The organism is Lactobacillus sp. ESL0237 (assembly GCF_003692985.1).
GTDB lineage: Bacteria > Bacillota > Bacilli > Lactobacillales > Lactobacillaceae > Lactobacillus > Lactobacillus bombicola.
In genome coordinates, this window is record NZ_REHE01000006.1 from 183184 (window position 1) to 196512 (window position 13329).

General features: G+C 36.1%; 11 protein-coding genes. 8 read left to right on the forward strand and 3 right to left on the reverse strand.

Annotation, left to right across the window (positions count from 1 at the left end):
- Positions 1 to 128: 128 nt before the first annotated feature.
- A complete protein-coding gene (locus F5ESL0237_RS02480) occupies positions 129 to 2027 on the forward strand; it encodes a BspA family leucine-rich repeat surface protein (RefSeq protein ID WP_122024540.1) in 1899 nt (632 codons plus the stop codon).
- A 323-nt stretch (positions 2028 to 2350) separates the two neighbouring features.
- On the opposite strand, the gene F5ESL0237_RS02485 is transcribed toward F5ESL0237_RS02480, so the two are convergent.
- Positions 2351 to 3787: an APC family permease gene (locus F5ESL0237_RS02485; RefSeq protein ID WP_118897981.1), complete on the reverse strand. Its 1437-nt coding sequence runs from the start codon at positions 3785 to 3787 to the stop codon at positions 2351 to 2353.
- A gap of 172 nt (positions 3788 to 3959) precedes the next feature.
- Here F5ESL0237_RS02485 and F5ESL0237_RS02490 point away from each other — a divergent pair, with 172 nt between their 5' ends.
- From F5ESL0237_RS02490 to F5ESL0237_RS02520, 7 genes are all read left to right on the forward strand, one after another.
- Positions 3960 to 5486, forward strand: coding sequence for an SH3-like domain-containing protein (locus F5ESL0237_RS02490; RefSeq protein ID WP_122021487.1), 1527 nt, complete (start codon positions 3960 to 3962; stop codon positions 5484 to 5486).
- A 482-nt stretch (positions 5487 to 5968) separates the two neighbouring features.
- The gene (locus tag F5ESL0237_RS02495) at positions 5969 to 7000 is read left to right on the forward strand and encodes a sugar-binding transcriptional regulator (RefSeq protein WP_122024541.1); all 1032 of its coding nucleotides are present in this window, start codon (positions 5969 to 5971) and stop codon (positions 6998 to 7000) included.
- A 62-nt stretch (positions 7001 to 7062) separates the two neighbouring features.
- The gene (gap, locus tag F5ESL0237_RS02500; RefSeq protein WP_090093108.1) at positions 7063 to 8079 is read left to right on the forward strand and encodes a type I glyceraldehyde-3-phosphate dehydrogenase; all 1017 of its coding nucleotides are present in this window, start codon (positions 7063 to 7065) and stop codon (positions 8077 to 8079) included.
- 99 nt (positions 8080 to 8178) lie between these two features.
- Positions 8179 to 9390, forward strand: a complete 1212-nt coding sequence (pgk, locus tag F5ESL0237_RS02505; RefSeq protein WP_122021489.1) for a phosphoglycerate kinase — start codon at positions 8179 to 8181, stop codon at positions 9388 to 9390.
- 22 nt (positions 9391 to 9412) lie between these two features.
- Entirely contained in the window at positions 9413 to 10168 is a 756-nt protein-coding gene (gene tpiA / locus F5ESL0237_RS02510; RefSeq protein WP_122021490.1) for a triose-phosphate isomerase, read from the forward strand.
- A 328-nt stretch (positions 10169 to 10496) separates the two neighbouring features.
- Positions 10497 to 10808, forward strand: coding sequence for a YxeA family protein (locus F5ESL0237_RS02515; protein ID WP_122021491.1), 312 nt, complete (start codon positions 10497 to 10499; stop codon positions 10806 to 10808).
- A 244-nt stretch (positions 10809 to 11052) separates the two neighbouring features.
- Positions 11053 to 11709: a hypothetical protein gene (locus F5ESL0237_RS02520; RefSeq protein WP_122024542.1), complete on the forward strand. Its 657-nt coding sequence runs from the start codon at positions 11053 to 11055 to the stop codon at positions 11707 to 11709.
- Between the two features lie 183 nt (positions 11710 to 11892).
- On the opposite strand, the gene F5ESL0237_RS02525 is transcribed toward F5ESL0237_RS02520, so the two are convergent.
- Both F5ESL0237_RS02525 and F5ESL0237_RS02530 read right to left on the reverse strand, forming a co-directional pair.
- The gene (locus tag F5ESL0237_RS02525) at positions 11893 to 12414 is read right to left on the reverse strand and encodes a hypothetical protein (RefSeq protein WP_122024543.1); all 522 of its coding nucleotides are present in this window, start codon (positions 12412 to 12414) and stop codon (positions 11893 to 11895) included.
- An 8-nt stretch (positions 12415 to 12422) separates the two neighbouring features.
- Entirely contained in the window at positions 12423 to 13298 is an 876-nt protein-coding gene (locus F5ESL0237_RS02530) for a Cof-type HAD-IIB family hydrolase (RefSeq protein WP_122024544.1), read from the reverse strand.
- Positions 13299 to 13329 lie beyond the last annotated feature (31 nt).

The following is a 13329-nucleotide window of genomic DNA, read 5'->3' on the forward strand; positions in this document are numbered from 1 at the left end:
AAAAATAATATATTTGTATATATTTTGTATACATACTTGCATATTTAATAGATATTATGTATACTTTGTTAAATAATTATCCCAACTATAGTGCCTTGAGTTATATTATTTAAAAAGAGATATTTCATATGTACGTAAACAAAAAATCATTTAAAGCAAAGCTATTATTTATTAGTATATACGTATTTGTCTTGTTCATGATTGGCTTTGATGTCATTAAAGCAGATACCCAGAATATTAGTGCAACTGACCAAGCAACAGTTACTTCTTATCAGATCCAATCCAGTGCAGATAATGGTAATAATGAAGAAATTAATTATTTTGAATCAAACCAAGATCAAGGCACAAGTGATGTATCTAGACAAGAGTCTAGTCAAATTGCTACAGAATTGCAAACTGATCCGCCTACTCCTAGGCTAGCCCTAGCACCGATTCAATGGGGAAATTCACAGTTAGCTTTTGATCAAACTACGGGTGTAGTGACAATTAACGGGGGACTAGTTAATAATCCATTACCAATTTCTCGAGTACTCCAACAAGAGCGAAATAATATCAAAAGTATAAAAATTACGGCTCCTTTAACCATCACTGGATCGGCAAGTTATCTGTTTGCCTCATTGCCGAATTTGACTACAATTGAAGGGCTAAATCTGGTAGATACTACGGCAATTACTGATATGTCAGATATGTTTAATAACTGCCGTAATTTGACAAGCTTAAAGATCCAATCCTTTAATACGGCCCAGGTTACTAATATGGGTGGTATGTTTAATGGGTGTGAAAGTCTTGCTAAATTAGATTTGGCATCCTTTAATACAGCCCAAGTTAAGAATATGAGATGGATGTTTCATAATTGCTATAGTTTGAAGCAGCTCGACTTAAGCCATTTTGACACTTCAAATACTGAAACAATGGAAATTATGTTTAATTCTTGTAAAAGTTTAACTAAGCTGGATTTGAGCAACTTCAATACTGCTAAAGTAACTAGTATGATGGCCATGTTTGATAATTGTGCCAGTTTAGTAGAATTAAATATTCGAAATTTCAATACTAAACAAGTTACGGACAAATCTTGGATGTTGGGGCTACCTAAGTTAAAGATTATTCATCTGGGTACGGAAATTACTGATTTGCAGAGAACCTATTTTTCAACTACTGGTGGTAAATGGGCTAATGTTGGTCGCGGTACGATTAATTCCCCAGAGAGTAGTAAAGTTTTTGCGGCAGCAGATTTAGAGCAAAACTATCACGGTGAAAAAGATGCGGATACCTATGTTCGTCTTGATTCAGATGTAGTTATCAGAGTCAAATACGTTGATGAAAATAATCAAGCGCTAGCGCCGGATGATATTTTAACTGGGAAACTTGGTGAAAATTATGTAACCACACCTAAGAACATTGCACAGTATTATCTTAAATACCAGCCTAGCAATGCTCAAGGAAAATTTGGCATATTTGAACAAGAAGTCATCTATGTTTATTCTCTGCTAAAGGATAGTGGCACTAGTCGGCCCCCACTTAAAGGTGCTGATATAATAATTCATTATCAGGATGCACAGGGTAATACAATAGCCTCAGATGAGATTCTTCATGGTAATGTTGGCGATGGCTATATTTCAATGAGCAAGGAAATAGCTGGTTATCAATTAAAAACTCGGCCAGATAATGCGACTGGATTTTTTACTGACCAGCCTCAAGTAGTTATTTATGTGTATACCAAATCTACTACTAGTGACAGCCCTCAATCTGGTGCTTCTATTATAGAGAAATCTAAGAATACTGATCCTGACTTGGGTCATTATGAGATAGCTTGCCCAGTTAATAAAGCAAAAAAGCAATTGGCGATTAAGGTTAATCACTTAGCTCGACCTACTAACTCAAGGCATCTTCATCCTGCTGCACCTAACAATTCTTTACCACAGACTGGCACCAATCAGAAACTGGCGAATCTATATTTTTTATTAGGAGGCATTTTATTATTAGCAAGTTTTGGCGGAGTAGTCTGGCACCTTGCTAAACAATTTTAAATAATGAAGCAATATTTTCTAAACCCGCAAACAGCGAATCAGCTATTTGCGGGTTTATTGTTGGTATTAATTATTGGCGCCACTTTTTATGAGAGCGTAACAACATCAGTTTGAAGTTGAGGTGCTGAATGATAGTAATTAGCTGTAATTTTAAAGAAGTTGTTCATGTGCGAAATTATCAGTAAATTGTGAGTTTAATTATTGGGGAAATTATATTAAAGTTTTACTTTCAAATGGAATTTTAGTACAAACTAAAAGAACTCGCTCCGACTATAGGTCAGAATGAGTTCTTAAAGTAAATCAATTTAAAATGCCCTTTGGGCTTAAGCTTTATTTTCTTGATGATTGCGAATAGCCGGCAAAATTAACCCGAGTAAGAACAAGACAATCGGTGTTGCAATGTTTAGCGTTAAAGTTACTGGATCGGTTGAGTAAACTCCCAAAAGACAGCAAGCAAAATTAATAAAGAAAGCCCAGAAACCAGCAGAATATGCTAGCCATTGATGTTTAGTCATCTGGTAATTACCAGGGGTATGGAATTTTTTGATTTGCTTACGTAAAGCAATGTAAGCCACAAATACCCATAAATAACGCATTGGCATCACAATTGAGTTAAGCTTAATTAATTGAGCCATAACTGCTTGCGCATCAGGTAGTAGAGCTTGGAAGACAATTAAACCACCGGATAGAATGACGATCATCCAGATACCATTAATATATGCGCCATGCTTGTTAACTTTGAGTAATTTTTTAGGTATGTAGTCCTTCGCTTCTTTACTACCTAAAAGCATTCTCAATGGGGCATCAATACTCAATACTAACGTAGAGAATTGACCAATCACATTACACCATGAATAGATATACATGAATAAGCCGCCAACCCCATAATATTCACCTAACTTGTTGAAGGCCATGTAAGGTCCATTAGAAATGTACTCGTTAAGGTTATTATTAACAACTTTTGGATCAAACATCATTGCTAAAGCAATTGTTCCCAGAATGGCACAGACCATAACCATTATGGCTAAACCAATCATTGCTTTAGGGAAATTCTTTGAAGGGTCTTTCAGTTTATTAACGTAAGGTGATATTTTTTCACAACCCCCTACGGCAAAAACTAAAATAGATAAGGAAGTAAAGTATTTAACGTTAAAGTCAGGGATAAGATTCTTCACATTCCAACTTATGTTCATAAAACCTGCGTGAGGATTAATTGCTGGTGCGGCAAACATCATCAAAATAAATAAAATAGACATTATAAACATTGATGATCCAGCGATTGTTGACAAAGTCTTAATAACTGGTACACCGCGACTAGCTACCCAGCAGAAGAATAAGAAGACAACTAAAGTAGCTAATTGGGTCCAGGCAGTAGGTAAACTATCATACCAATTAGTATTACCGAAAATGCCCCAAGCCATACTTCTTAAACCACCAGTACCCTTACTTGAAATGTAAACAACATGGACTGCCCAAAAAGTCCACCCGGCGTAATAAGCCCATTTTGGTCCCATGGTAGCGTTAATCCAAGAAGAAACGCCACCTTCGGAATCTTTAAAAACAGATCCTAATTCGCCGACCATTAATGAATATGGAACGAAAAATAGTAGGAAAATTAAAATCCAACTAAAAATAACTTTTGTTCCATCAAAGTAGATGAAACCATTAACTACGTTACCAAATCCCCACACGGTCGAAAAGGCCATGATTGCTAGGGTGGTCCACATCATTTTTTTTGAATTTTTTTCTGATTCAATCATAAAATTAATGCTCCTAATGAAAACTATAATAACTAGTTTATTTTAAACTAGACAAAGAAAAAAATCTATCATTTTATAGCTTAAATAAATAATTAGATAACATAATACATCTATTGCTTATAATTAATAATTATGCAAAAATACATATATAGTTTTAGAAGGTGGGTATATAATGAAGAAAAGAATTAAAAACTTAGCGTTTCTTACAAGTTTAATTTTAGTTATTGCTTTATTTATTGGAAGTAATAATTCAGCTGTAAGTGCTAAGACTTATCATAAAGCTGTTACTAAAATTGCTGGTAATGTAAATTATCCGATTTACCATCATGTTTCAAAGAAGGGACCTGCCGGTAAATTTTCTTCTACTAAATATTTTAAATTTGCTCAAATTCAGTCCAAACAGTCAATTTCTACTAAAAAAGGAGAGTATTGGAAAATTATTGTAGATGGGCGGCCGGTAGGATGGGTAAAACAAGATTTTTTTGCTTGCAATCAAATATCGGTTGCCAAAAATGTTAGTTTAGTCCAAAATAGTGCCTTTGCTTTTGATCCTAAAGATGCGATTAATTATGTTACAGATGCTCAAGGAACAGCCATTGATCTTAACCAAGTAAAAATCTCTCATTCTAGTATAAATTCTGCTTCACCAGGTAAGACGACAGTTGAATACACTTATGGTTCGGCTAAGGCCAGCGTTGACGTTGTAGTTCGCTCTGATAAGAATGAAGGGATTGCTCGGGCTGGTTTACGTCCAATGAACGGACCTAAAGAAGTTTCGACTTGGAAAGGTAGCTCTCCATCTTCTTCTCGTAATTGGAATGCTGCCCATAATTTTAGGTTAGAGACTAGAGCCAACGCCTTTAGAAGTAATGGTTTAACCTTGAAAACAATACTATTTCAACCACGATTTGTCAGCCTTGACTATAATAAGGCCGCAGATAAGATGGGACAAGTTGGGGTAATTCCAGAAGGAATAACGGTTAAGGACGCTAATTTTACGGTTGCAGTTTTTAATTCTAGCAGTGCTGCTTATGGACACCTTGTTTCATATAATTTAAATCAGATAAATAAATTTAAGGCACAAAATTTACCGCAACTTAAGTGGTCAACTTTTAAGCACTATGCAGCTAATATTAAAGTCAGTCCATATATTAAGTTGGGGCATGGCCAAGCGATTGGTTCATCAGAGAATTATATTTATGTAATTGCCAACGATAACAAGTCCAGAAATTCAAATAATTCGGAAGAAATATTGCAAATTCGCAAGTCTGACATGAAGATTAATCAAATTTGGAGTTTTCGTATTTGGAGTGGTACCTCACCTCGTTATATTCATAATGCGACATTTGCGGATGACAACACGATGTATTGTCTCTTTCATAATGGTGCTAATAATTACTATGAATATTGGAAAGTAACTCGTTCAGGTGATACTTGGACTCCTATTCAAGTTGGTGCTACTAAAGGTAATTTTATTAGCAATGGCTCGCCCGTCCAAGGCTTTACCTATGATAAAAAGCACCGTCAATTCTTTATTGGCTTTAATGATTACATTTTTAAAGTTGCAGAAAATGGTACTTATCAAGCAACCCATCATTTACATGTTAAACGTGAAATTGAAGGCTTGTCGGCCGATAAGGGTAAGTTATATGTTGAGTTTGCCCAACGAGGTGAATTAACAGCAGGAAAAATTAATTAAGTTTAAAAACAGGCTCATTGGTGTGAGCCTGTTTTTTTCAAAATATAAGTCTATGGCACTTTTGGCAAAAATAAATAATAAAAAAGCTAAGTAGGTATTTCTATACTTAGCTTTTTATTTTAATGGGTCCCCTGAGAGTCGAACTCAGATTTTAAGAACCGGAATCTTACGTGCGATCCATTACACTAAGGACCCAAACAATACTTTAGCTATTATAGCAGAAAAAGAAGGAAAAATGAAATCTTTTTTTAGCACTAAAAAAGAAAGTTGTAGTATGATTAAGTTCAAGGAGAACTTGGTTATCTTGTATAACTTTGTTTTTCTTGAATTATTTAAAATTGGTTGTTATACTATAGATGTCGATTGAGAAATGGGAGATTTAATATCTATTAGTCCACGTTTCTCTTATATTTTTAGGCAAAGCGGGACAAAAAATGACAACTGATGGGTCAATTTACGTCCCAAGATAAGGAGAGAAGTTGATGTACGCGGAATTTCCAGTGCTTGAAGCTCTCGTTCCTGACATACTAAAAGTTTTTCGGCAAAGATATCTTGTTCTTGAACAGATATCGCTGAATGCGCCCGTTGGTCGCAGAAGTGTGGCTCAGGCATTAGGTCTTTCTGAAAGAAACGTGCGAACGGAAACAGAGAATCTTCGTGATCTCGGTTTAATCGAAATTAAGAATTTTGGCATGTTTATGACAGAGAAGGGCGAGAAGATGCTGCAAGATGCAGCACCACTGATTGACCGTTTGTTTAATGCACGCGAAACCGAAATTGATTTGGCACGTAAACTGGGCATTGAACGAACAATCATTGTACCAGGTGATAGTGATTTACAAGAACTAGTTTTTGAAAGAATGGGTGAAGAGCTCAATGCAGCGCTTGACTTGCTTTTACCACTAGGTCATTCGATTATTACCGTACTTGGTGGGGCAGCACTTGCTAAATCTGCTAAAAATTTGTCTAAAAGTTTAGGGAAAAATCGGCAATTAGAGTTTGTTCCTGGTCGTGGTGCCTTGGGCGAAAATGTTGCTATTCAAAGCAATACAATTGTTCAAGAAATGGCTGCGGCAACTGGTGGCAAATACAAGACCTTATATTTGCCCGAGCAAGTTTCAACCGCAGCTTATAAATCGCTAATTCGTGAATCTACCGTGGCTGATGTTTTAGAAGACATTTCTAAAACAGATGTTTTAATTCACGGCATTGGACTTGCTCATGATATGGCTCGACGCAGAGGTTATAACGCAATGCGGCTATCTGAATTGCGGGAAAAAAGAGTCGTTACCGAATGTTTTGGGTGTTTCTTCGATAACAAAGGTAAGATTGTCGACCGCGTGCAACAGGTTGGCTTGCAGTTCGAGAATCTAAATAAAATACCCCACATATTTGCTTTTGCTTGCGGTAGCCATAAGGCTAAAGCAATCAATGCTTATATGCCTAATGCACCTCATCAAACCTGGCTAATAACTGATGAAGGTGCCTCAAATAAGATTTTAAAGGAGAAATAATTCTCGTTTAAAATAAAAGATGTATGTAGTTCTTACATAGTTCCTAAGGAGGACTTTAGAATATGACAGTTAAAATTGGTATTAACGGCTTTGGCCGTATCGGTCGTTTAGCATTTCGTCGCATTATGGATTTAGGCGAAAAGTCAAAGGATATTGAAGTTGTTGCTATTAACGACTTGACTACTCCAGCACTTTTGGCTCACTTATTGAAGTATGACTCAACTCATGGTACTTTCAACCACGAAGTTTCAGCTACTGAAGATTCAATCGTTGTTGATGGTAAAAACTACCGTGTATACGCTGAGCCACAAGCTCAAAACATTCCATGGGTTAAGAACGATGGTGTTGACTTTGTTCTTGAATGTACTGGTTTCTACACCAGCAAGGCTAAGTCACAAGCTCACCTTGATGCTGGTGCCAAGAGAGTCTTGATTTCAGCTCCTGCTGGCAACGACTTGAAGACTATTGTTTACGCAGTAAACGATGACACTTTAGATGCTAGCGACACTATTGTTTCGGCTGGTTCATGTACTACTAACTCATTAGCACCAATGGTTGATGCATTGCAAAAAGAATTTGGTGTTAAAGTAGCTACTATGACTACTATCCACGCTTACACTTCAACTCAAATGCTTTTGGATGGACCTGTTCGTGGTGGTAACAAGCGTGCTGCCCGTGCTGCTGCTGTTAACATTATTCCTCATTCAACTGGTGCTGCTAAGGCTATTGGTCTTGTTGTTCCAGAATTGAACGGTAAAGTTAACGGTCACGCACAACGTGTTCCAGTTACTGACGGTTCATTAACTGAATTAGTTTCAATTCTTGACAAGAATGTAACTGCTGATGAAGTTAACTCAGCAATGAAGAAATACGAAAGTGACTCATTTGCTTACAACGATGATGAAGTTGTTTCAAGTGATATCGTTGGTATGACTGCTGGTTCAATCTTTGACCCAACTCAAACTATGGTAACCACTGCTGGTGACAACCAATTAGTTAAGACTGTTGCTTGGTACGACAATGAATACTCATTCACTTGCCAAATGGTTCGTACTTTGTTGAAATTTGCTACTCTTTAATTTTTAAATTAATTAAGTAGTAAAAGAGAAGGCGGAGGGAAATTCTTCCTTCCGTCTTTTTTCTTATCATTAAAATAATTAAGTTATCGGAGGATATAGATGGCTAAATTAATTGTTTCAGACCTTGATGTAAAAGATAAAAAGGTTTTAGTTCGTGTTGATTTCAATGTGCCAATTAAAGACGGTGTGATTGGTGATGACAACCGTATTGTTGCCGCCCTTCCTACCATCAATTATATTATTGATAATGGTGGTAAGGCTATCTTACTTAGTCACTTAGGCCGAGTAAAGAATGCTGATGATAAAAAAGAATTGTCACTTAAGCCAATTGCTGAACGTTTAAGTGAATTATTGAAGAAGCCAGTAACCTTTGTACCTGAAAATGAAGGTCAAGAAGTTGAAAATGCAATTAACAACATGCAAGATGGTGATGTCGTAGTTCTTGAAAATACACGTTTTCAAGACATTGATAATGACTTTGGCAAGCGTGAAAGTAAGAATGACCCCGCTCTTGGTGAATATTGGGCAGCTCTTGGCGACATGTACGTAAACGATGCTTTTGGTACTGCGCACAGAAGTCATGCTTCAAACGTTGGTATTGCCGAAGCTATGAAAAAGGCTGGCAAGCCTGCAGCAGCTGGCTACTTAATGGAAAAAGAAATTAAATTCTTAGGCGATGCCGTAGCTAATCCAGTTCACCCATTTGTAACTATCTTAGGTGGAGCGAAAGTTTCTGACAAGATTGATGTTATTACCAATTTAATTCCAAAGTCAGACCACATTTTAATTGGTGGCGGGATGGCTTATACCTTCTTAGCTGCTCAAGGTCATAACATTGGTAAGTCATTATTTGAGCCAGATAAGGTTGACTTGGCTAAGCAATTGCTAAACGATGCTGATGGTAAGATTGTATTACCAGTTGATAACTTAGCAGCAACTGAATTTTCAAATGATGCTGCTCGTGAAGTTGTTGGTGATGATATTCCTGACAACATGATGGGACTTGATATTGGTCCTAAGAGTGTTGAAAAGTTCAAAGAAATCTTAAAAGATGCTAAGACAGTTGTTTGGAATGGACCAATGGGTGCCTTTGAAATGCCAAACTTTGCCGAAGGTACTTTAGAAGTTGGTAAGTCATTAGCTGAATTAACTGATGCCACTACGATTATTGGTGGTGGTGACTCAACTGCAGCTGCTAAACAATTAGGAATTGCTCCTAAGATCACCCACATTTCAACCGGTGGTGGTGCCTCACTTGAATACCTTGAAGGTAAGGAATTACCTGGAATTGTCTGCATTTCAGATAAATAGTTCTCAGAAAGGAATTTAAGATATGCGTACACCAATTATTGCTGGTAACTGGAAATTGAATATGAATCCTGAACAAGCTGTTGCATTTGCGACTGCCGTTAAGGATAAGTTACCCCAAGCAAGTAAAGTTGAATCCTTAATCTGTGCTCCAGCTGTAGACCTTGATGCTTTACAAAAAGCAGCTCAAGGTTCTGATTTACAGATTGGTGCAGAAAATGCCTACTTTGAAAATGAAGGTGCTTTTACGGGTGAAACTTCACCTAAGGTACTTAAAGAAATGGGTATTAACTACTGCATTATTGGTCATTCAGAACGTCGGGATTATTTCCACGAAACTGATGAAGATATTAATAAGAAGGCCAAAGCATTATTTGCCAATAACATTACCCCAATTCTTTGTTGTGGTGAATCACTTGAAAAGCGTGAAGCTAATAAGCAAGAAGAATGGGTTATTGGTCAAATTAAGGCTGCCTTAAATGGTTTGACTGCAGACCAAGTTTCAAGCTTGGTAATTGCTTATGAGCCAATTTGGGCTATTGGTACTGGTAAAACTGCAACATCAGATCAAGCTGAAGAAATGTGTAAAACCATTCGCGATACAGTTAGAGATCTATACGATAATGAAACTGCTGAAAATGTTCGCATTCAATATGGTGGTTCAGTTAATCCTGCTAACGTTAAGGAATTAATGGCTAAGCCAAATATTGATGGTGGTTTAGTTGGCGGAGCCAGCTTAAAAGCAGATTCATACTTAGACTTAGTTAATTACCAAGACTAAGTTATAAAATCTAAAAAAACAGCTATTGCATAGTGTAATAGCTGTTTTTTTATTGAAATACCGGGCAATAATAAAGTAATTAGTATAGATAGTAAAGTATATTTTTGCTTCCTTTTTTTAATTTTTTTATAAAGTTGCTGCTTGTAAGATGCAACCAAGGCCTCAATAATGATAAATTTCTTTTTAAGAAAATGCTATATTAACAGGCTTTAAATTAAGTAGCCATAATTATGGTGACACCACATGGTCCAAATGTTTGGTGATAATGTGATTACATGATTAAATTAAATAATAAAAAAATCAAAATTAATAAAAGTGAGGTTTGAAAATGAAAAAAATATTTTGTTCAATGATTGCTACTTTAGCTGTTTTATTGACTTTTCCATTTTTAATTCATAATAAATATACTGATTATTTTAACCCTTTATTAAAAACGGAAATTTCTTATGCTCAGGTGCCTAAAAACACGCAAAAATATTATAATGTTCAAGCTGTTAATAAATTCGGCAAGAAGTTACCCTACAAATTAAACTTTGTTGGTGGCTATGATGCCTCAAAAGAGTACATTGCGATTCAACATAAAGGGCAGTATGTCAAACTAGTTGACTATATTGCAGAAAAGCAAATGCCTATGGAATGAATAACTAAAGATACTATAGTGAATATCGTCTTTAATAGGTCTAAGAAGTAAGAGGGCGTGCTATGACTGCTATTAAGCAAATTAGGTTATGAATGCCAGTAATTTTATTGTATCTTTTTGATTACTAATATGACCGTTTGTTTACTATAACCTTACATCTAAGTTTTGTGGTCCAATTGGCTTGTATCGCAAATTACCTGTGGTATAATCCTAAGAATAATAAAAATTTATTAGGAGATAAAAAATGAAAAGTAATAAAATTTTAACTGTATTGGCAGCTGCTGCAATTGGTGTTTCTACTGCTACTAGCCTAGGTGCTATGCAAGCCCAAACATCTTATGCGGCTGCTAAGCAAGCTAAGACGGTTAAGCCAAGTAAACAAGCTAAAGCAGTTAAAGTTGCTTTTGGTAAGTCATATACCTTCCCTAAAGAGTGGGCTGGTAAATGGTATAGTAATGATCTTTTACGGATGGAGCCATTAGATTTTCATAAAACTGGACTAGGGTCACCAAGAAGTGGTGAATATGCTAAAGCAGTTACAAGTGCAAAATTAAAGGGAACTAATAAGTATCCATGGCAAATGTCTGCTGATTGGCAAGCTAAGAATGCTAAAGAATTAAATAAGTACGTTCGTGTAAGTAAAAAGAAGGTAAACGGCATTGACTGGATTATTGTTACTCCAGTTGGTAAAAAGTCAATTGATAATGGTTTCGCTTTTGCGGCTAGAACTGAAAAACTAAATGGCAAAAAGGAAACTGTTATTTTTGAAGCTAATCCACATGTTGGTGCAGCTACCCAACAATATTTCCGTACTAAGGAATTAGCTGATAAGTATGGTAAGCACCAATTCAAGAATATGGAATATAGTAAATGGGTTTTGCTTAGATCAAAAAACAAATAAGTTAGTTAAATAGTTATTTAGGGTCTTACTACTTAAGTAAGACCCTTTTGTTTGTGCGAATTATAAGAAATTAAAGATAAAATATTTATTAGGTAATTGAAAGTAAAACAAATCCGCCCCTAGTTTTAGTAACTCTGTGGAGCGGAATTTGTAATGGAGCTAATTTTTATTTGTAGCGGTAAATTAGTTAAAATTCACATTATACCGCGGGCCAATTGGTGGAAAGGTAGGCAAGCGTAAGGGAGTTGTGTGCCATTGAGTAAAAAGGGTTGCGCATAAGAGGATAAAGGGGACGTCTTCTGGACGTGAAATTTTACAAGTTAGCACCACGCCAATCTTAACCATAGTGGTTTGAACAGTAGCAATTTTTTTGACGCCAGTTAAAAATTTATAACGTCCATTTTTGATATTACCAGTGACAAGGTAATTTAACCTTGTAATATAAAAAAGATTGGCCAGGTTATTATTCAGGTGCTTGACCTTAACCAGCGAATGATTGACCACATCAATTGTAAAAGAGGAGATTAGACCATTGCCATCAGCATATAAGCGGCCAATTTCTGTTCCATTTACCGTTTTTAAATATAGGGTATGATTAGGATTATTCAAGTTACCTTCAATAATGTAGCGAATTTTGCCATTTTCATTGGCGACAGGAATTTGCCCATATTCTTGTTGTTGATTGAGTTCCAATAAATAGCGCATAACGACTCCTATTCCTTAGCATTTGCGCTAATAAACTTCCTTAATATATAACCGACACCATGATCATCATTTGATTTAGTAGTTACTTGGGCTATTTCTTTAATTTTAGGAACAGCATTGCCCATTGCTACACCGACACCTGCATCGCGAATCATACTTAAATCATTTAGATTATCTCCAATAGCTGCAATTTCTTCCCGCTTGATTTTTTTCTTGTGAGCATAATCAAGTAAAGCTGGTCCTTTTTGTGCGTGAATATCATTGATTTCAATATTGACGGGACCGCTAGAAGTAATCGCTAGGTCGCCTAAGGCAGCAATTTCTTGTTTGGCTTGCGTAAATGCCTGTTGCCCATTAGCATTAAAAGAAATAATTTTCATGACTTCGATTTGCGGATCATTTAAAAGTTCGGTAAAATTAGCTACAAATTTCATGCTTAACATCGCATTACTCCCAGCAGCAATTGCTACGGCCTTTTTAAAAGTTAGTTCAGCGTTTAATTGCATCAATGATCGTGCTAAATTAGCAATCCGCTGGCTTGTGTCCGTAGAATAAATTTGATCGGCAGTTACAAGTTCATAATAAAGTTGATGTCGTTCTAAAATAGCGACAATTTGCTTAGCCTTTGATTGAGGAAGGGCATGTTTGACTTGTAATTGGTCATTAGCATCATAGACTAAGGCGCCATTAATATTGATAAAACCGGTCTGTAACCCATATTTTCTAATTGCTTGACGTGATTGTTTAGGTGAGCGGCCAGTTGCTATTAAAAATTCAATATTATTTTGTTGGGCTGCTTTAATTGCGGCAATATTTTCGCCGGAAATGTCTAAACTACTATTGAACAGTGTTCCGTCAAGGTCACAAGCTACTAATTTAATCAAGGTTAAATGTTCCCCTTCCTAATAATTCTAT